This window comes from Streptomyces deserti (assembly GCF_054782695.1).
In genome coordinates this window covers 15,535-35,232 of record NZ_BAAGRZ010000029.1, presented here as the reverse complement: position 1 = coordinate 35,232, position 19,698 = coordinate 15,535, and the positions used below count along the sequence as shown (strand labels likewise).

Annotated in this window: 13 protein-coding genes and 1 pseudogene; 7 read left to right on the top strand and 7 right to left on the bottom strand. The window is 69.9% G+C overall.

The features are described 5' to 3' along the window. Window positions 1–44: 44 nt before the first annotated feature. The 3 genes from ACYVMZ_RS32210 to ACYVMZ_RS32200 all read left to right on the top strand — a co-directional run bounded on the left by ACYVMZ_RS32210 (window position 45) and on the right by ACYVMZ_RS32200 (window position 2,660). Window positions 45–1,370, top strand: a complete 1,326-nt coding sequence (locus ACYVMZ_RS32210) for a glycosyltransferase (protein WP_461085986.1) — start codon at window positions 45–47, stop codon at window positions 1,368–1,370. Between the two features lie 67 nt (window positions 1,371–1,437). Then, window positions 1,438–2,304, top strand: coding sequence for a YwqG family protein (locus ACYVMZ_RS32205; protein WP_461085984.1), 867 nt, complete (start codon window positions 1,438–1,440; stop codon window positions 2,302–2,304). Beyond that, window positions 2,304–2,660, top strand: a complete 357-nt coding sequence (locus ACYVMZ_RS32200; RefSeq protein ID WP_461085982.1) for a hypothetical protein — start codon at window positions 2,304–2,306, stop codon at window positions 2,658–2,660. Before ACYVMZ_RS32205 ends, ACYVMZ_RS32200 begins: the two co-directional genes overlap by 1 nt. Before the next feature lies 1 nt (window position 2,661). On the opposite strand, the pseudogene ACYVMZ_RS32195 reads toward ACYVMZ_RS32200, so the two are convergent. From ACYVMZ_RS32195 to ACYVMZ_RS32185, 3 genes and pseudogenes are all read right to left on the bottom strand, one after another. Next, window positions 2,662–3,917, bottom strand: a pseudogene (locus ACYVMZ_RS32195) (cytochrome P450). Window positions 3,918–3,975: 58 nt separating this feature from the next. Further along, on the bottom strand, window positions 3,976–6,018 hold the full coding sequence (locus ACYVMZ_RS32190) for a CocE/NonD family hydrolase (RefSeq protein ID WP_461085980.1): 2,043 nt from the start codon (window positions 6,016–6,018) through the stop codon (window positions 3,976–3,978). Between the two features lie 57 nt (window positions 6,019–6,075). After that, window positions 6,076–7,371 (bottom strand): ATP-grasp domain-containing protein, encoded by a 1,296-nt coding sequence (locus ACYVMZ_RS32185; RefSeq protein WP_461085978.1) that lies wholly within the window; start codon window positions 7,369–7,371, stop codon window positions 6,076–6,078. Window positions 7,372–8,049: 678 nt separating this feature from the next. Here ACYVMZ_RS32185 and ACYVMZ_RS32180 point away from each other — a divergent pair. Next, a complete protein-coding gene (locus ACYVMZ_RS32180) occupies window positions 8,050–8,907 on the top strand; it encodes a transcriptional regulator (protein ID WP_461085976.1) in 858 nt (285 codons plus the stop codon). Between the two features lie 347 nt (window positions 8,908–9,254). Here ACYVMZ_RS32180 and ACYVMZ_RS32175 read toward each other — a convergent pair whose 3' ends face one another. From ACYVMZ_RS32175 to mppP, 4 genes are all read right to left on the bottom strand, one after another. Then, window positions 9,255–10,343 (bottom strand): prephenate dehydrogenase, encoded by a 1,089-nt coding sequence (locus tag ACYVMZ_RS32175; RefSeq protein WP_461085974.1) that lies wholly within the window; start codon window positions 10,341–10,343, stop codon window positions 9,255–9,257. Between the two features lie 403 nt (window positions 10,344–10,746). Next, window positions 10,747–11,586: an enduracididine biosynthesis enzyme MppR gene (gene mppR, locus ACYVMZ_RS32170; protein ID WP_461085972.1), complete on the bottom strand. Its 840-nt coding sequence runs from the start codon at window positions 11,584–11,586 to the stop codon at window positions 10,747–10,749. Next, window positions 11,583–12,842, bottom strand: a complete 1,260-nt coding sequence (gene mppQ / locus ACYVMZ_RS32165; RefSeq protein ID WP_461085970.1) for an enduracididine biosynthesis enzyme MppQ — start codon at window positions 12,840–12,842, stop codon at window positions 11,583–11,585. The genes mppR and mppQ overlap by 4 nt, the downstream gene beginning before the upstream one ends. Next, a complete protein-coding gene (gene mppP, locus ACYVMZ_RS32160) occupies window positions 12,842–14,002 on the bottom strand; it encodes an enduracididine biosynthesis enzyme MppP (protein ID WP_461085968.1) in 1,161 nt (386 codons plus the stop codon). The genes mppQ and mppP overlap by 1 nt, the downstream gene beginning before the upstream one ends. 658 nt (window positions 14,003–14,660) lie before the next feature. Here mppP and ACYVMZ_RS32155 point away from each other — a divergent pair. The 3 genes from ACYVMZ_RS32155 (at window position 14,661) to ACYVMZ_RS32145 (ending at window position 19,643) form a co-directional block, all read left to right on the top strand. Then, a complete protein-coding gene (locus tag ACYVMZ_RS32155; RefSeq protein ID WP_461085965.1) occupies window positions 14,661–15,770 on the top strand; it encodes a ParB/RepB/Spo0J family partition protein in 1,110 nt (369 codons plus the stop codon). Window positions 15,771–15,976: 206 nt separating this feature from the next. Continuing rightward, window positions 15,977–17,047, top strand: coding sequence for a 4-hydroxyphenylpyruvate dioxygenase (gene hppD, locus ACYVMZ_RS32150; protein WP_461085963.1), 1,071 nt, complete (start codon window positions 15,977–15,979; stop codon window positions 17,045–17,047). Window positions 17,048–17,228: 181 nt separating this feature from the next. Then, window positions 17,229–19,643, top strand: a complete 2,415-nt coding sequence (locus tag ACYVMZ_RS32145; RefSeq protein ID WP_461086061.1) for an aminotransferase class I/II-fold pyridoxal phosphate-dependent enzyme — start codon at window positions 17,229–17,231, stop codon at window positions 19,641–19,643. Window positions 19,644–19,698 lie beyond the last annotated feature (55 nt).

The following is a 19,698-nucleotide window of genomic DNA, read 5'->3' as shown; positions in this document are numbered from 1 at the left end:
GCCGCTCGGGCGTCCTGGAACCGGCACCGGGGAAGACATGCCCCATGAGACCCCTGACGATCCTCTTCGCGCCGGAGAGCGCATACGGCCCGACCAACAACTGCGTCGGCATAGGCGACGTACTGCGCCGCCGAGGCCACCGCGTGGTGTTCGCGGCCGAGGCGTCCTGGAAGGGCAGGCTCACGCAACTCGGCTTCGAGGAGGAGCTGGTCGACCTGGCTCCGCCGCCCGAACAGCCCCAGGAACCGGGCCAGTTCTGGAAGGACTTCATACGCGACACCGCCCCCGAGTTCAGGAAGCCGACGATCGAGCAACTGGGGACCTGGGTCAGACCGGTCTGGGAGGAGCTGGTCTCCGGCGCCCGGTACTGCGAACCCCAGCTCAAGGAGATCATCGACCGGGTCCGGCCGGACGTCATCGTCGAGGACAACGTCGTCTGCTTCCCCGCACTGACCACGGCAGGCGTCCCCTTCGTGCGGATCGTCTCCTGCAACCCGCTGGAGGTGAAGGGCGAGCACGTCCCCCCGCCCTTCTCCGGCTACCCGGCCGACGACCGCACGGGCTGGGTCGGGTTCCGCGCCGAGTACGACCGTACGCACCGCGACGTGTGGGCCGCGTTCAACGCCTGGGTGGTGGAACAGGGCGCACGGCCGCTGCCCGACCTGGAGTTCATCCACGAGGGCGACCTGAACCTGTACGTCTACCCGGAGATCGCCGACTACACCGAAGCCCGCCCGCTCGGCCCCACCTGGCATCGGCTGGACTCCTCGGTCCGGGAGACGGACGAGGACTTCACCCTGCCCGCGGAACTGGCCGACCCTCCGGGCGGTACGGGCGACAGCGCGCTGATCTACTTCAGCCTCGGCTCGCTCGGGTCCGCCGACGTCGACCTCATGCGCAGGATCATCGCCTCGCTGGCGCGCACCCCGCACCGCTACATCGTCTCCAAGGGGCCGCTGCACGACGAGATCGAACTGCCGCCCACCATGTGGGGTGCGGAGTTCCTCCCGCAGACGCGGATCCTCCCGCTGGTCGACCTCGTCATCACGCACGGCGGCAACAACACGACCACCGAGTGCTTCCACTTCGGCAAGCCCATGATCGTGCTCCCGCTCTTCTGGGACCAGTACGACAACGCCCAGCGGGTCGCCGAGCTGGGCCACGGCGTCCGGCTCGAACCGTACCGCTTCACCGACCGCCAACTGCACGACACCCTGGCCGAGTTGCTCGGAGACGAGTGCCTGCGGCGTACCTTGCGGGAAGCCTCGGAAACCATCCGCGCCCGCGACGGGCTCCGCACGGCGGCGGACCTCATCGAGCGGTGTGGCCGCAGTGCGACCCGCACGAGAGGTGTGGTCCACGATCGGTGAGGGGCCCTCACCGCGCACGTGCGGGGCGTGGGGAGGACTGTCAGTGGTGCCGTGCATGATCGGGCACATGGTTCACGGATCTTCCGGCGCTCTGCGTCCGCTCGCCCTGCGGCACCTGTCCGCCGACGTCGCCGAGCAGTGGCTCGCCCTGCTGCGCCCCTGTGTGCGGCTGGAGGCGACCGCTGCCTCGGACAACCCGGTCGGCCATCTCGGCGGGCATCCGAAGCTGCCCGCCGGTGTGGACTGGCCGGAGTGGGAGGGGCACGGGCGGCTCACGTTCATCGCGTCGATCGACTGCGCGGCGCTGCCCGTCCAAGCGCTGGACATCGACCTGCCCGACGCGGGGACGCTGCTGTTCTTCTACTTCGACGGTCAGCTGGACGACGGCGAGGCCCTGGTACTCGCCGAGGACCCGGAGAGCCGGCCGGATGCCCGAGTGCTCCACGTACCGGCCGGAGAAGAGGTACGGATCCGCGAGACGCCCGAGGATCTCAAGCCGTATCCGCTGGTGCCGCTGGCCGCGCGGGTGGAGATGACCGCGGCCGAGCCCTGGCACCCGCAAATCCGCGGCACCTTCGCGCCGGACGCCCCGCTCGGGCAGCGGTACGACCACCCCGTCTGCACCCAGGAGTTCCTCGACGCGCTGTGGGAGTTCGACGCCACGGTGGGCCACCAGATCGGCGGCCACGCCCACTCGGTGCAGAACCCGGTCGAGATCGAGGTCGCGGAAGCCGCCCTCGAGGGGGAGGCGTCCTGGGACGTTCCCCGGCTGTCCGAGGAGGCGGGCAGATGGGTGCTGCTGGCGCAGTTCGACAGTGAGGTCACCGCGGACATGATGTGGGGCGACTGCGGGGCCCTGTACTGGCTGATCCGCCCGCAGGACCTGGCCGAGAGGCGATTCGACCGGGCCCGGTTCACCTGGCAGTGCTGCTGATGGCCGCCACGCCGCCCGACTGGGGCGTTCAGTACACGCTGTGCCTGCCCGGCGAGGACACGGCACGGGCGGCCGCCGCCGAGCCGGCCGACTCCGGGCACCGCCTGACCGCCGTCCGCGTTCACGATCACTTCCGGTTCGCTCCGTCGGGCTTCCGGTACGGCGAGCCGTCGACGGATCCCGAACTGGAGGGCTGGTGGCAGGACCGGCCACGCACGGAACGCTGCACGTACCGGCTCCCGGGCAGGGAGCGGTGCACGGCGGCCTGCACGGGCGGCGGCGTACCGCGTTGCGCAGGGCGGCCGTCGCCGCCGCGCTGGCGGGAGCGGCCGTGGTGGCCGCCGGGCGCCGGATGACTTACGCGTGAGCCGGCGCCGGTGCGCGGACGGCCTCGATGACGAATCCGCTGCGCACGCGCGCCGGTACGCGGTTCAGCGGGATCCTCAGATCCTGTTCCGGCACGTGGTACTCCAGCCGTGCCAGCCGTGGCCCGAGGGCCTGCAGCAGCGCGATCGTGACGTCCTCACCGGGGCAGCGGTGACCGGTGGCGCGGCCGCCGCCGCCCTGGGGAACCAGTTCGTCGCGCCCGGGTGACCGGTCCACGAAGCGCTGCGGGTGGAAGGTGTACGGATCGTCCCAGAGGGCGGAATCGTGGTTCTGCCCGTACAGGTCCAGCAGGATCAAGGTGCCGGAGAGGATCGGTTCTCCCTGCCACTCCAGGTCGGTGACGGCCCGGCCGCCGAGGAAGGGGGCGAACGGGTAGAAGCGCCACAGTTCGTGGGCGAACGCCACGGCGAAGGCGGGGTCGTCGTCGCCCAGCCGTTTCCGGAGGTCGGGCCTGAGCCGCAGCGCATGACCGGCGTAGGCGACGAACCAGCACACCGCGACGGCCGGACGAATGACGTTGAGGAGTTCGACGGCGGCGGTGTGCGGGTCGAGGAGCCGGCCGTCGGCGTCCCGGTGCCGGACCACCACGTCCAGCGCCGACTCGGCCGGCGCGGTGGCGGTCCCCGCCCGTACGTCCTCGACCAGGCGTCCCAGCCACGCCTCACTGCGGGCCCGCGCGCGGCGCGCCCGCCAGTGGCGCGGGTCCGGTGCGGCGAAGCCGACGACCATGGCGACCAGCTCCCGGGCCGTCGACTCCGCGTCGTCCAGGGGGATCCCGGCCCACCGGCAGACGCCTCGGGTGAGCACCCGGCTCGCCTCGTCGAAGAGGACGACCGACGGGCGGCCGGGCCACGACCCCACCGCCTCGTCCCACGCCGCGCTGACGCACTCCACCAGGCCCGCGACCGCGTCCGGCCCGGCGAGCAGGGACAGGAACATCTCCTTGCGTACGCGGTGGGCCCGCCCGTCCAGGGTGTGCACGGCTCCGTGACCGAACAGCGTGCTCAGCACCGGACCGGGAAGCGCCGTCCGGCGTTCCACATGCCGCTCGTCGTAAAGAACCGCACCGCTTCCGGGCCGTGCAGGGCGACGGCGTGCCGCCCCATCAGCCGGGCACGTACGAGGGGAGCGGCGGTACGGCGCCGACGGTCGGGCAGCCAGGCGTACCCCTTGGCCAGGAGGGCGAGTGAGCTGTCGGCGATCGGGAGGCGACGACTCTGATGCATGGCTCCGCGAGTGCCCCGTGCCCGCCGGCCTCAACCGGAATCGGCGCGCCCGCACCTCCTACAACAGATCGCGCGGCATCTTCTCGTTCCAGGTGCGGGAGAAGACCCGGCGGCCTGCCTCGTACGCGTCCAGCGTCGCGTCCACGAAGAAGTCCGTCTCGTCACACCTGAGTCGGGTGTGCGTCACCACCCGTACGTCCCAGTCGTCCCGTCGGAACCGCATGGTCCAGGTGGAGTCGCCGCCGACCGAGGTGAAGTCGTCGGGCACCGCCGTATAGCGCTCGTGGGCGCGGCGGCCGGCTTCGAGGCCGATGTCCTCGAAGCGGACCGTGCCCCGGTCCTTCACGATGTCCAGTTCGGCGTGGTAGCCGACCAGGTCCCGTTTCACTTCCCAGCGCTCCTCGGGCGGCGTCACCTGGCTCGCGGCGATCGGCGGGGTGCCCTCGGGTTCGCCGAAGGGGGCCGACGGCATCTCGTCGGGTTCGTCCACCGGGCGGACCGGCAGGGTGAGCGTGCTGGAGCGCTCATGGACGCTGAGCAGCGCGGGCTTCGGCGGCGGCCAGGCGAGGGGCCAGTAGGACGTGGAGAGGGAGAGCCTGATGCGGTGGCCCGGCGGGAACGCCTGCGCCACTCCGTTCAGCGGGATGGTGGCGCGGTAGCGCCGGCCCGGTTCCAGTGGCTCGGGGGACTCCGTGCTGGCGCGGCGGGTGAGGTTCAGCAGGCCGTACGAGACACGGGTCGCGGCGCCGTCGGGGCTCACGTCGGACAGCCGCGCGGCCACCATGGCGACCGGTTCGCTGACCGACAGGTCGAGCTCCACCGTCGGTGAGCCGAGGATCTCCAGCCGCTCCGTCAGCGGCTCGGTTTCGAAGACGAGGGAACCGCCGTCCTCCTCGCGCTGGTCGTACGGCAGGTCCGGCGGCGCGTTGTAGGAGGCCCACTTGCCCGCGAACTGGCCGACGGACAGCGGCGACCGCACGGACATCGCGTCGCCGTCCGGTGTGTGTCCCGGGTCCGCCGGATCCTGCGGAGGTTCGATGGTGTGCCGGGTGAGCGGATGCGTGACCGGACGGATGTGCGGGGAGGGCCACTCCGGCTCCCCGACCCAGCGTCCCGGCCGCTCCTCGTACGAGGTGGAGGGCGGCACGCTGTCCTGCATCCACGTCTGCAGCATGGGACCGTCCATGACGCCGTTGTCGACGCCCTTGAGCCAGTGGTCCCACCACCGCACGAGCTCCTGGAGATAGCCGATGGCGGGGCCGGGCTCCCCGAGGTGGGGGAACTTGTGCGACCAGGGGCCGATCAGCCCCTTGCGGGGCACGTCGAGGTTGCCGAGCAGCCGGGTCACGGCGTTGGAGTAGCCGTCCGCCCATCCGCTGGAGGCGAGGACGGGGCAGCGCACGCTCTGGTAGTCCTCGCACACCGAGGCGTGCCGCCAGTAGTCGTCGCGGCGCTGGTGACGCAGCCACTCAAGGACCCAGGGCTCGGTGTTCTCCAGCCGCTCGTGCCACATCTCGCGCCAGCGGTCGCCGACCACGGCCGGGTCGGGCGGGCAGGTTCCGTAGGCGAACATGGTGCCCGCCTCGGCCAGGTTGTCCGACAGCAGCGCGCCGCCCATGTAGTGCATGTCGTCGGCGTGCCGGTCGTCGGTGAAGGACGCGATGACGATGGCCTTCAGGCTCGGCGGCCGGCGGGCCGCCACCTGCAGCGCCGCGAACGCGCCCCAGGAGATGCCCATCATTCCCGTACCGCCGTCGCACCAGGGCTGCTCCGCCAGCCAGGCCAGGACCTCCTCCGCGTCGGCCTGCTCCCGCTCCAGGTACTCGTCCCGCAGCACGCCCTCCGAATCGCCGGTGCCGCGCAGGTCGACGCGGACACAGGCGTAGCCGTGCCCGGCGAGGTACGGGTGGTGGATCGAGTCCCGTACGGCCGTCAGGTCGCGCTTGCGGTACGGGATGTACTCCAGCACCGCGGGCACCGGCTCGTCGTCCGAGGAGGTGGGGCGCCAGATGTGCGCGGAGAGACGGACCCCGTCGGACATGGGGATCGTGACGTGTTCTTCTTCCTTCGTGGCGTACGGCAGGTTGGTCACGTAACGCATGGGGCCGACGTGCTCCTCACTCTCGCGGCCTTTCGAACTCTCCCGGCCTCCGGGGCGTCATGTGCGCGGGACGTCGTCGAAGGCGAGCCCCAGGGCGGCCACGCAGTGGTCGTACTTCTCCCGCAGCTCCTCCTCGTTCGCCCCGCCGGTGAAGATGTGGGCCAACTCGTAGCTGTAGCTGTCCTGTTGGGGAAGGTCCGAGAGCCGGGTGCCCGCCTCGGGGACCACATCGATGCGTACGCCCGGGGTCTCCCGCTCGATGCGGGCGATTTCCTCGGGCCCGGGCACTCGGCGTACCACGCCGTCGGTGAACCAGCGGTGGTACCACTTCGCCGCCATCGCGTACGGGCCCTCGCGGTGCGGCATGCGCGGGTCGTCGCCGAGGGCGAGGCTGACCATGCAGTGGTGGTTGGGCACGCCGTCGACGTACTGGAACAGCTCCGCGTGCGACTGGGAGTGCCGGGGGTTGATCTCCAGCAGGTTGATCTTCTGCGTCCCAGGGTCGTAGAAGTACTCGATGCTGAAGGTGGCCGAGTCCATTCCGATCTGCCGCATCACGCGCTCGCTGACGTCGTGGAGCTGCGCGATGACCGGCTGCGGCAGGGTGGAGGGGTACTGGTGGCGCAGGAAGCACGGGGAGTCCGGGTAGTTGATGGAGTCCAGGACCCCGTAGACCTTCACCTCGCCCTGATGGACGTAGCCCTCCACGGCGACCTGGACGCCGGACATCGCCTCCTCCGCCAGGCAGACCTCGCCGCCGATGCCGTCCATCTCCGGCGGCAGGTCGATGCGTTCGAGGACGTGCTCGAAGGGACGGCCGATCCGGGAGATGCCCTCGCGGATCTCGGCCACGGCCGTGCGGAACTCCTGCTCGTCCTTGACGCCGAAGGCGAGCTCGGAGGAGTACGAGAGCGAGGGCTTGACCCACATCGGGAACCCGACGTTCTCCGGCGGGCGCGGCGGCTCGGCCGCCAGGTCGACCCTGCCGAAGCGCGGGTGCCGGTCGGTGACCTTCTGCTGCTCCAGCCGGCTCCAGTACTTGTGCTCGCACTTGACCACCGATTCCAGGCTCGTGCTGCGGGTGCCGTAGCGCTCGCTCAGAATCGGGACGAGGGTGCTGACCGGGAAGTCCCAGTAGCCGACGATCGCGTCGATGCTTCCGTCGAAGGCGTTCAGAACGCCCTGGGCCTTCTCGATGAGCTTGGGCAGGTCCACCTCGCCGAACTGCAGTTCCTCGATCGTCAGCAACTGGTGGAAGCGCAGCGAGCGCGCTCCCGGGACCTGCCGGAGCGTGGGCAGGTTGGCCTCGTCGAGGCCGATCACAAAGACGTTCTTCACCTTCTCGTCAGGCACCGTTCTCCTTCCGACGTCCGGCCGGGCGGCCGGTCTTGCAAGATCGTCGGAGTACCCCTTCGCGTGACGGTCAATCCGGCAGGGCCCGGCACGTCCGCCCTTTGACACGACGCGTCGTCCTCACACGGAATTCACAGTCTTCGGAGTCACCGGTGCTGTGAACCGTGTGCATTACCGCAGCGGCGTCATCGTCGTCAAGCGTGAATGGTCAAGGGGCGTCAGGCGGTATCGGCGATATCCCGGAATTATTCCTTCCGCCACGGTTGCGCGCCCATGGTCCCGCAATCTCTTTGATTACTAGCAGTAACGATTGAGAGCGGAGTTCATCGGCCGAAAGTATTTGGGTCAGTCCTGGAATGCATCTGGACACAGCCCTGAGCACTTGTGATTCTTGGATCTGTACACGCAAGCCGGCGCAAACGTCCATCGTGCCCACCAGTGGTTATCGGCGGTCTCCTAGCGCGACGGTGACCGGAGGCGGGTGCTCAAGGGGGAACTGCATTGAACCACTCAAAGGCAGTGAGAAGGAATTTAGCTTCGACCGAACAGCTCGATGTGCGAGTAGCGGAGGTCGCACGTGAACGGCCGACGGAATCAGAAACGGTAACGGTACAGATAGCGTCATTAATACCGGGTGAATCCCTGCGGTCGAAAGGTGTCGAGCAACACCATGTCGCGGTGCTGGCGGAGCTCGACGCGCCGCTCCCGCCGATTCTCGTCGACCGGAGAACCATGCGGGTCGTCGACGGAATGCACCGGCTCCTCGCAGCTCTGCTGAAAGGCCGGCAGACGATCGAGGCGGAGCTGTTCGACGGAACACCGGAAGAAGCGTTTCTGCGCGCCGTCAAGGCCAATGTGATGCACGGACTTCCGCTGTCGCACGCCGACCGCCGGGCCGCCGCCGCGCGGATCATGTTGTCCCACCCGCATATGTCGGACAGGGCGATCGCGCGGGCGTCCGGGCTCGGAGCCAAGACCGTCGCCACCATCCGGCGCAGTTCAACTGCCGCCGTGCCGCAGTTGAACACCCGCGTCGGCAGTGACGGCAGGGTTCGGCCCCTGAACGGCGCTGATGGGCGGCGCAGAGCCATGGCGGTGCTGGCCGAGCATCCCGACGCGTCATTACGCGAGGTCGCCCGGCTGTCCGGTGTGTCACCCGCGACGGTCAGCGACGTTCGCCGGCGGCTGGCCGCCGGGGAGTCTCCCTTGCCGTCGAAACCGGAACCGGCCGAACTGCCGGAGACCGACAGGGCCGAAAGCCCCGCCCAGCGAGCGGGGTCGGACGCCCGCAGGAACCAGACCTTCGTGGACCCCGTTCCCGTGCTGGAGAAGCTATTGCGCGACCCTTCCCTGCGACACAAGGAAGGTGGTCGGCAGCTGCTTCACCTGCTACGCCAGAACGCGGTCGGCGTGCAGGACCTGATGGACCTGTCCGACGCCGTACCTCCTCACTGCCGGTCTCTGGTAATAAATCTGGCGCAGCACTACAGGGATGCCTGGCAGTGCTTCGCCGAGAAACTGGGCGAGCCGGCCTGACCCTTTTTCGGGCTGTGGAACAAGGTTACGCGGCCCCGCTCGGCTTATGCCAGTGATTCCTTGACCGGGCTGATGTCCGAAATTTTCGTCATGTTCGGAAGAAACTGATCGGTGAATCGGCAAAGCCGTGGTTTCCTTCCCGCCGGGCCGGAACCGGCAAGCTCACCCACCTGATGGAGGGTGGTGCATGAAGGGCGAACAGCTCAGTATTTCTGCCGCCGAGCGTATTGCCGCGCCGCTGGGTTTTCCGGCCGAAAATGTTCGCCAAGTGGGGCGAGGCGTGCGCTTCCAGCCGGACGGAATGTTTCGACTGGAAGCGCACGCCTCGCCCGAGGCGGGTGAGCGGGTCACCCGGAGACGGCCCAGGTGCCGCCCGCACCCAGCCACCGGGACAGCTCCGCCGCTGAATCCTTCTGCACGACCAGCTCGACAAGGCCGCGGGTGTGCTCCCACGAGTGCTCGATCCGGACGTCTTCGATGTTGACGCCGATCTCGCCGATCGAGGTGAACAGCTCAGCCAGGGCGCCCGGCTTGTCGGAGATGGTCACTGAGACGGTCGCGAGCTCGGTCCGGCGGGTACGTGGTTTGCGCGCGATCCGGGCGCATCCCCGGTTCCCCTCCCGCAGCAGCTCGTCGAGGTCCTCCTCCGCCCGCCTGCGTTTCTCCGGGTCGGGGCCGGAGACTGCGCGCAGCGCGTCGATGGCCCGGCCCAGGCCGCCGGCGAACGCGTCGAGAACGTCCGCCACGGCCGTGGCGTTGGAACGGAGGATGTCCCCCCACAACCGGGCGTCGCCGGCGGCGATCCGGGTGACATCGGCGACCCCCTGTCCCGACAGGCGCAGGCTCTCCTCCGTCGCGTACTCCAGGCGCGCGGCCAGCAGCGAGGAGATCAGATGGGGCGCGTGGGAGATCAACGCCACCGCGTGGTCGTGCATGCCGACGTCCATGACCACCGGCATGCCGTCGCACAGCGCCACCAGTTCCAGCGCGCGGTTCAGCACGTCCTGCCCGGTCGACTCCGAGGGGGTGAGCACCCACGGACGCCCCTCGAAGAGGTCGGCCCGGGCGGCGAGCGGCCCGGAACGCTCGGTGCCGGCCAGCGGATGACTGCCTATGTAGGTGGCCGGGTCGGCCCGCCTCGCGCGTATGTCGTCGTGCGGGACCTTCTTCACGCTGGCGACATCGACGTAGGCCCGGGCCAGTTTGCTGCCCTGGACGCGCGCGAGCACGCTTCCGACCTGCGCGGGTGGCACGGCCAGCACCGCCAGGTCGACCTGCTGGTCCGGCGTCTCCAGGGAACCCGCGCCCATGGCCTCCGCCGTCTTGGCTGCCGCCCGGTCGACGTCCTCCAAATGCACGCTGACCCCGCGCCGGGTCAGCGCGAGCGCCACGGAAGTGCCAATGGCTCCGGTGCCGATGACTGTCGTGGTTTTCATCGCGCTCCCATATGTGCGGTGATACGAGATTGGCTCGACGGTATGTCGGGCCCGGGACTGGAAAGAGAAAACGTACGGGTGCCGGGTGTCGCTGATTCAGCTCTTCACCATGAGGCTTCTGGCCATGGATGTGCGGGGCTCTATGGACGGGAAAGGAGCTGAAGAGTCCCCGTCGATGCCGCCGCCGGAATCGCTGACATGCCGCGGGCCCGCCCGACGGGCCTGGCGGGCACTGGGGCGAATCCCGGCCAGAGCGAGTCGATGGCCCACATCCTTGATCAGGATCGGGTAAGGGCTGTCTTGTGACTGCCGGTGACGGGTGAGACGATCCGGCCTCGCTGGTGTGATCACGCGTAGCGGCGCACCACGCCGGCCCTGCGGCAGCTCCCGCCGCTGCAAGACCCTACGCGCCGAGAGGCCGGCCCCCGTGCAGCGTCTCTCCGTACGCGAAGACATGACCGGTACACACGTCCAGCGGCGAGAGGGACGCGAAATCCTCCCCCAGCCCGTCGAAGAACGCGAGATGCCCGGGACCGCTCCAGATCGGTGAGAATTCGACACCGCTCACCTCTGAGGCGACCAGCCGGGTCCGTGGCGGGGCGTCGGACGGCACCCACTGCGGAAACACGAGGCTGTGCGCCAGAGGGACGTCGTGCAGCGGCGGGGGCCGCTCGGAGGTGTGCTCGATCGTGACCGACGCCTCCACCGTGCGCCGCCCGTGGACGGAGAGCGCGGCGTCGAAGCGCCCGCCGGGAGCGAGCCGCGAACCCGCCCGGCCCACGGTCACCGGTCTGGTCTGGTGGACGGCGCCGAACTGCTTGGGCATGCCCTGGACCCAGCCGCGCATCATCGGTACGGGCTGGTCGACCCAGGCGAACGGACAACGCGCCATCGGCCGGCCCTCGAACGCACAGCTGAGGAGGATCAGGAACTCGGAGAACCGGCAGACGGCCGGGTCGGCCAGCTCCCCGCCGTCCTCGGAGCACCACTGCCAGGTGGCGAACACGGCGGCCGCGGCGCCCGGATCCGCTCCGGGATCGAGGCCCGGCGGCAGGAAGCGCCCGGCGGCATCGGGGTCGACACGGTAGTCGACCATGAGAACCTCGCCGGAAAAGTGCCACGGTGGAGGTGTGAGCATGGACGCCTTCCCCGAAGGGGAGAGCGGAAGGCTGTAACCGAAGGGGCCGGCGGTGCCCGGGCCGGCAGGCGTGTGCCCCTCGGTGTGCCCGGTGGTGGTCGTCACGATGTCACTCCGATCTGATGGCCCGGCGTGCCGCTGGACCACGCGGTGGTCAGCCGCTGCGCGGCGCGTCTGAGCACAGCGGGCGGATTGAAGCTGAAGGCCAGACGCACACTCGGCACGCGGGTGATGCCGAAGCGCGAGCCGGCGGCGACCCTGACACCGGCACCCTCCGCCCGGGCGAGGAGCTCGTCCTCGCCGAGCCCCAGGTCACACCGGAGCCAGAGGAAGAACCCCCCCTGCGGACGGTGGATGCGCACCCGGTCGTCCATCGCCTCCCGCAGGACGTCCACGAGCGCGTCGCGCCGCAGCCTCAGTCGTGCGCGCAATACACCGAGATGCCGGTCATAGCCGCCGTCGGCCAGCAGCCCGCTGACGGCGAGTGAGGTGATGTGGTTGAGCGACCCTCCGCTGACGAACAGCCCGTGGGACGCGATCCGTTCGGCCAGCGCCGGCTCGGTGACCAGCCAGCCCAGCCGGAGCCCCGGCCCCAGGGTCTTGGAGAAGCTGCACAGCCGCACCACGCCCCGGTAACCGGCCAGGGCCGCCAGCGGATGCGGAGGCGCCGGATCGTCCGTCAGGGCCAGTTCACCGTAGGCATCGTCCTCCACGACCAGGACGCCGTGTTCCGCCGCCACTTGGAGCAGCCGGTGCCGACGCTCCAACGGCATGGTGGCGCCCGTCGGATTGTGGTGGGTCGGGGTGAGGTACACGAACGCGGTGCGGCCCGGTGCGCCGTCACCGTCCGGCGCCTCGTCCGCGAGGGCGCGGTGGAGTGCGTCGGGCAGCATGCCCGACTGGTCCATGGCGACCCTCCGGGGCCGCAGTGAGCAGTCCCTGAAGATCTGTTGCCCGAGGTCGTAGCCGAGGCTCTCCACCAGCACCGTGTCGCCGGGTGCCGCGAGCGAGGTCGCCAGCAGGTAGAGGGCCTGGGACGTGCCCGCCGTGACGACCACGTGCTCCGGCCCGCAGGGGTGTCCACCCTGCGAGGTGGCCCGGGCGGCCAACTGGGCCCGTAACGGCAGGGCGCCCGGATTGTGTCCGTATCCGAGTGCCGCCGACCCGTATTCCTCCAGCGCGCGTGCGTACGCCTCCCCGATCAGTCCCACGGGCAGGAGCGCCGGTTCGATGTACCCGGGCCCCAGATCGAGGACGCCCGTGGGGGTGACCTCCTGCACGACACCGCGACGCCACTGCCGCGTGTGCGACAGCGGGTGCGCGATGCCGTACGGGAGGGCCCGTTCGCCGGCAGGGGTCATCAGCGCGGTGTCAGTACGTGGCGCAGTGCCCGTACGCACTGGGCCAGCGGGGCGGACGCCCGCGCCAGTGCCAGCCGCAGCGTGCGGTCGCCACGTGCGTGGTCCGCCCAGTAGAAGGGCCGGCAGGGCAGGGCGTAGATGTTGTGGTCGCGCAGCGCCTCCCAGACCTGGGTCCCGGTCATGTGCTTGAGCAGCACCCGCTCCACACTGGCCCGGCTGTCCGGGTCGGGCACGCCGACAGTGGGCAGGTCGGCCAGCTCGGAGCGCACGACGGCACGCTGTGCGGCGATGAACTCGTGCAGCTCCGCCAGACCGCCGGCGGCGGCGTCCTCGGAGAAGCGGCGGACCATCCCGAGGATCAACGGGGAGACGCCGAGCAGGATGTCGGAGTAGATCTTCTCCACCGGCAGGCCCAGGTTCTCGGAGTGGGCCAGCAGGCCGACCTTGAGATCGAGGGTCGGCCACAGCTTGCCGGTGTCCTCGATGACGACCCAGCGCACACCGCTGGCGTCGAGGATCTCGTAGTGGTCGTAGTGGGCGCGGGTGTCGAAGCCGCGGAAGGAGGTGTCGAGGGCGAGGACGACGCCGTGCTCGGCGCACTGCCCGGCCAGCCGGCGCAGCCGCTCCGCGGACATGACCCGGCCCGTCGGGTTGTTCGGCGTGGTGACGAAGACGCAGCCCACGGTCTTCAGCAGGCCCGGGTCCAGGTCGTCGCCGTGCAGCGGGTCCTCCTCCAGGGGGACCAGCTTCAGACCGTTGCCACGCAGCAGGTCGGCGATGTTGTCGAAGGTGGGGTGGACCAGCGCCACGGAGCCGGTGGTGGTGGCCAGGGCGCGGGAGAGGATCTCCATGGCCACCGACGAGGAGTAGCAGCTCAGCACGCGGCCGGGCGCGGACGGGTAGCGGTGCTGGCCGAGGACCTTGAAGAAGGCCGCGTGTGCCTCGCGCTCGAGCTCCTCGACCGGGCGCTTCTCGCCCTCCTCGAAAAGCAGCGGGAGATCGTTGACGATCTTGCTCTGGCCGGGTGTGAGCGGCTGGCGGGCGTGCCCGTCGGCGATGTTGAACTCGCTGTTGAGAGCGAGGAATTCGAGTTGGGTGAGGTTTTCCGCGCCTGATCCGGCGTGCGCAGCGTGGGTCTTGCCTTGCAGTGTTCCGGGCACAGGTATGCCTCTCTGAGATGTCAGGGTTCCCCAGAAGCGGGATGGACGGACGCACGTCGGACGCCGTGCGACGGAGTGCGGGAAAGGACGCGTCTGCCAGCCGGTCAGTGGATGACGCGCGAGCGGCCTGGCCTCACGCGACGTGCGCGGCTCCCGTACGGTGCCGAGCCGCCGCAGCCGGCGGTCCGTGGCGTCGAACCGGGCCTGGAACGGCCTGGGTTGCTCCGTTGCGGTGGTGCATGGGGTGGGCCGCTCGCCGGGTGGCCCCTCCGATGGGCTCGCCCAGCAGATCTGTGATGAGGCAGAACACGTCCACGGACAGTTCGGTGACGAGCAAGGTACCCGACCGCTCCATGGTCCGGTGCGTGTGGAGGGCGCACGGGACCCGGCGGGGCGGCTCCTCGGAGTGGCGCCGGGCTTCGTTCTGCACGTCACGTCCCTCTCGGTGGGGGGCAGTTCAGCCGCCTGGTGCCGATTTCCTGGGCATCGAAGATCCTTACGCAATTGAGCAACCCACTCTACGGGCTTTGGTCCCTGGCTAAAATGCCCTGCCGTTCGCATACGCCGACACCGCGACGCGATCGTCAACGCCGGGTCAAGCATGCCCCACACACCGAGCGCAAGGGACCGCGGCATCGCGAACGGCAGCTGCCCGCCCGTGTTCAACTGCGGCACGGCAGCAGTCGAACACAGTGGCGGCACACCGAATCGCTGGGGCATTGTGTTCCGTCGGTGGCACGGGTGTGGTTCTCGCCAGATCCTAAGGAGTTGGACGTTGCAGTCAGCACCGAACCACGACGACCTGCATCCGATAGAAGAAGTGGAAATAAGTTCGCTCGCCATTGGCGATTCCCCGCGAATTGCCGGTGAGAGCCCGGAGCATGTGGAAATGCTGGCCGCCGTCGGCACTCCGCTTCCACCGATCATGGTGCACCGGCCCACCACGCGGGTCATCGACGGCATGCACCGGCTCCGGGCCTCGATGCTGCTGGGCCGCAAGACGATCGCGGTGAGGTTCTTCGACGGCACGGAGGAGGACGCCTTCGTCCTGGCCGTGAAGTCGAACATCACGCACGGCCTGCCGCTGTCGGCGGCCGACCGCAGGCAGGCCGCCGAGCGCATCATCGCTACCCACCCCCGGTGGTCCGACCGGATGATCGCCTCGGTCGTCGGCACGTCCGCCAAGACGGTCGCCGAGATCCGCCGCAACGCCGGTGTCGGAGCGGCGGCGGAGCTCACCCGCATCGGCCGGGACGGCCGGGTCCGGCCCGTCGACGTGAGCGAGGGCCGGAAGCTGGCGCACGACATGATCGTTCGTGATCCCAGCCTGTCGCTGCGTCAGGTCGCCCGAGCCGCGGGGATTTCACCGGAGACGGTCAGGGATGTCAGGCACCGGATGCTCCGCGGCGAGGACCCGGTACCCAGGGCGCGGCCGCGCAACCTCGTGGAGCGGGGCGCCGGCGACCGGGACGGAGGGCACCGGGCCGATCGCGCCGGGAAGGCCTCCGCCGAATGCGAGGTGAAGCCGCCGCCGGCCGTCGTGGTGAAGCGATTGAGAGCCGATCCCGCGCTGCGCCTCAACGAGAACGGGCGCGACCTGTTACGGCTTCTGAACATTCACACGGTCCGGTCGGAGGACTGGAACAGAATCATCGAGAGTGTTCCGCCGCACCGCATGGAGACGGTGGCCCAACTGGCACGCTCCTGCGCCGAGAAATGGTTCGAAATCGCATCACGCATCGAACGCAACGCGTCAAATCAGACCTGACGGGAGGGGCGATCCAGGAACTGTCCAAGTGTCAGGAGGACGCACTTGGACGTCCCACCGAGGAAAGCCGTTCACACGCTTTTCCATGAATCGCTCGATGACTTGTCGAGACACCCTTACGTCGGCACACCGCTACGTCGGCACACCCTTACGGCACCCCTTTAGCCGGCACACCCTTACGTCGAGAAACCCTTACGGAGGCGGCAATGGAGATACGGTCGATCGATCACGTCGAAATGTTTGTCGAGGACGCGGAGGAGACGGCAGGTCAGCTGTGCGACTCCTTCGGCTTCACACTCGCCGGCCGCGGCGGCGCGGGCACCGGCCTGCGCGGCTGCGAGTCGGTCCTGCTGCGCCAGAACGACATCGCCCTGCTGCTGACCACGGCCACCGGCGACCACCACCGGGCCGCCGAGTACGTGCAGCGGCACGGCGACGGCGTCGGGGTGATCGGCATCCGGGTGGACGACGCGCACACCGCGTTCGCCGAAGCGGTCGAGCGAGGGGCCGTCCCGACGGCACCGCCCGAGGAGTTCGGGCCTGCGGGCGCGCGGGTCACCTTCGCGTCGGTGACGGGGTTTGGCGACGTGGAGCACCGCTTCGTCTCCCGGGAGAACCCCGAGGGGCCGTTCGCGCCCATCATCGAGGAGACCGGCTCCCGCGAGTCCGGCGGCATCCTGAAGCGGGTCGACCACTTCGCGGTGTGCGTGCCGGCCGGTGAGCTGGACGACACGGTCCGCCACTACCAGGAGGTGTTCGGCCTCACCCAGACGTTCGAGGAACGGATCGTCGTGGGCTCGCAGGCCATGGACTCCAAAGTCGTCCAGAGCGGTTCCGAGACGGTCACGTTCACGATCATCGAGCCCGACATCACCCGCGACCCGGGCCAGATCGACGCGTTCGTGGAGTCCCATGGTGGGGCCGGCGTGCAGCACGTCGCGTTCCTCACCGACGACATCACCGCCGCCGTGCGCACCAGCGCCGAGCGAGGGGTGCGCTTTCTCACCACGCCGCCGAGCTACTACGACATGCTGCCCGCGCGCTTGGGCCAGGTCGGCGTGCCGGTGGACGAGCTCAGCGCGCTCAACATCCTCGCCGACCGCGACCCGTCGGGGATCATGCTGCAGATATTCACCAAGTCGACGCACCCGAGGCGGACCCTGTTCTGGGAACTGATCGACCGCCGCGGGGCCCACACGTTCGGCAGCAACAACATCCAGGCGCTGTACGAGGCCGTGGAACGCCAGCAGGCGGCCGAAACCGCCCGCCTGGCATGAGGGGCGCGCCGGCACCGCGCAGGCGAATCCGGCAGGGCGACCGGGTTCCTGGTGGCAGCGCCCGCGGACCACGGTTGACGTGGGCCGTCCTGGTTGGACGGGTCCGGGCACGCGAAGGTGGACGTGCGGGGCCGGCGCTCCGCCGCAGGTGTCTCTTTGTCAGCCGTGAAGTGGGGCCTTGATGGAATTGTCGCTCGGCGAATTCGCGTTGCTTGCCCAGGAACGGCTGGACCCCGCTGTCTGGGATTTCATCGAAGGCGGCGCCGGCGAGGAACGGACGCTCGCCGCGAACACCGCGGCGTTCGACCGGATCTGGCTGCGGCCGTCGGTGCTGCGGGGTGCGAGCAGCCCGCGGACCGCCACGACGATCCTGGGCCGGACCTGGGACGCGCCCCTGGCGGTCGCCCCGGTGGCCTACCACACGCTCGCGGACCCGGCCGGCGAGCTGGCCACCGTCCGGGGCACAGCGGCTGCCGCCAGGGTCCCGGTAGTGATCAGTACCTTCGCGGGCCGCACCTTCGAGGAACTCGCAGCCGAGGCCGCCGTCCCCCTCTGGCTGCAGGTGTACTGCATGCGGGACCGCTCGATCACCCGCGGCCTCATCGAGCGAGCGGAGAACGCGGGCTTCGAGGCCCTGGTCCTCACGGTCGACGCGCCGCACCTCGGCCGCCGGCTGCGGGACCTGCGCAATGACTTCCGGCTGCCCGCGGGCACGGGTCCCGCCAACCTCGCGGGGGACGGCTTCGCGGTGCCCGCCGCGCACTCCCGTACCGACTTCGATCCCGGCCTGGACTGGTCGGTGCTGGACTGGATCCGCTCGGTCTCAACACTGCCGGTCCTGGTCAAGGGCGTCCTCACCGGATCCGACGCGGTGCGCGCGGCCGAGGCCGGAGCGGACGGCATCGTGGTCTCCAACCATGGGGGCCGTCAGCTCGACGGCGTGCCCGCGACGCTAGACGTCCTGCCCGAGATCGCGGCGGCGATCGGCGGACGCCTCCCCGTCCTGCTCGACGGCGGGGTGCGCCGGGGCCGGGACATCCTGGCCGCGCTCGCGCTCGGCGCCGACGCGGTCCTCATCGGCCGCCCGGTGCTGCACGGCCTGGCGGCCCGCGGGGCCGAGGGGGTGACCGGCGTCTTCTCCCTTCTCCTGGAGGAGCTGACCGACGCCATGTCGCTGGCCGGTGTGAAGTCCGTCGCGGACGTCGGCCCCGCTCTCGTCAGCCCGGCTCCGCCGCACCCCCGCCGGGACGCCGCGGCCGTCGAGGCGGACGGGCCCACCGGTGCCGTCGGCGGGGCAGGGCTGCGCAGCGCGGACCTGCACCCGAGCGTCGCCGATCCGGTCATGGACACCATGAACTTCCTGAACGAGGTGACGCTGCGCTACCCCGAGGCGGTGTCCTTCGCTCCCGGGCGGCCGTACGCGGAGTTCTTCGAGACCGAGCAGGTCTTCCGTTACCTGCGCCGCTACCTGGATCACCTGGCCGAGCAGGGCCGCTCGCCCGCGCAGGTGCGCGACGCGGTGTTCCAGTACGGGCCGTCCGCCGGCCTGATCCGCGAGCTGATCGCCCACTCGCTGCGCGTGGACGAGGACATCGATGTGCCGCCCGAGTCGATCGTGGTGACGGTCGGCTGCCAGGAAGCGATGTTCCTGACGCTGCGTGCGCTCATGTCCGGCCCGGACGACGTACTGCTGGTCTCCAGCCCCTGCTATGTGGGGATCACCGGGGCCGCCAGGCTGCTGGACGTCCGGCTGACCGCGGTGGAGGAGGGCGAGAACGGTCTGTCGTGCGACGCCCTGGAGGCCGCGGTCGAGGCGGAGCGGGCGCGGGGCAGGCGTCCGCGGGCCGTCTACGTGGTGCCGGACCACTCCAACCCGTCCGGCGTCACCATGCCGTTGGAGGCAAGAGCGGCCCTGCTGGACCTGGCCGAGCGGCTCGACATCCTCGTCCTGGAGGACAGCCCGTACCGGCATGTCAGCCCGGGCAGGCAAGTGGCGTCGCTGAAGTCCCTCGACCGGACACGGCGAGTGATCCACCTCGGCTCGTACGCCAAGACCGTCTTTCCCGGGGCACGGATCGGGTTCGCGGTCGCGGACCAGCCGGTGCTGGCGCCGGACGGCAGCACGAGCCTGCTGGCGGACGAACTCGCCAAGATCAAGAGCATGGTCACGGTGAACACCTCGCCGCTCAGCCAGGCGGCGGTGGCGGGCGCGCTGCTGGAGTCCGGCGGCCGCATCTCGGAGCTGAACGCGCGGACTGCCGCTCACTACGGGGAGGCCATGCGCTTCACCCTGGAATGCCTGGCACGGGAGTTCCCGGCCGAGCGCAGGACCCGGCTCGAGGTGAGCTGGAACGCGCCCAGCGGCGGCTTCTTCCTGACCCTCCACGTGCCGTTCCGTGCCGACAACGCCGCGCTGGCCCGGTCCGCGCAGGACTTCGGGGTCATCTGGACGCCGATGTCGTACTTCTATCCGCAGGGCGGCGGCCACCACACCATCAGGCTCTCCACCAGTTACCTGACGCACACCGACATCGAGAAGGGCATCTCCCGGCTGGCCGAGTTCATCGAGTTCGAGTGCGCGGGCCCGGTGGCCTGAACCTCAGCGACGACGAAGGGGCCCCGCTCGTACGAGCGGGGCCCCTTCCGGCATG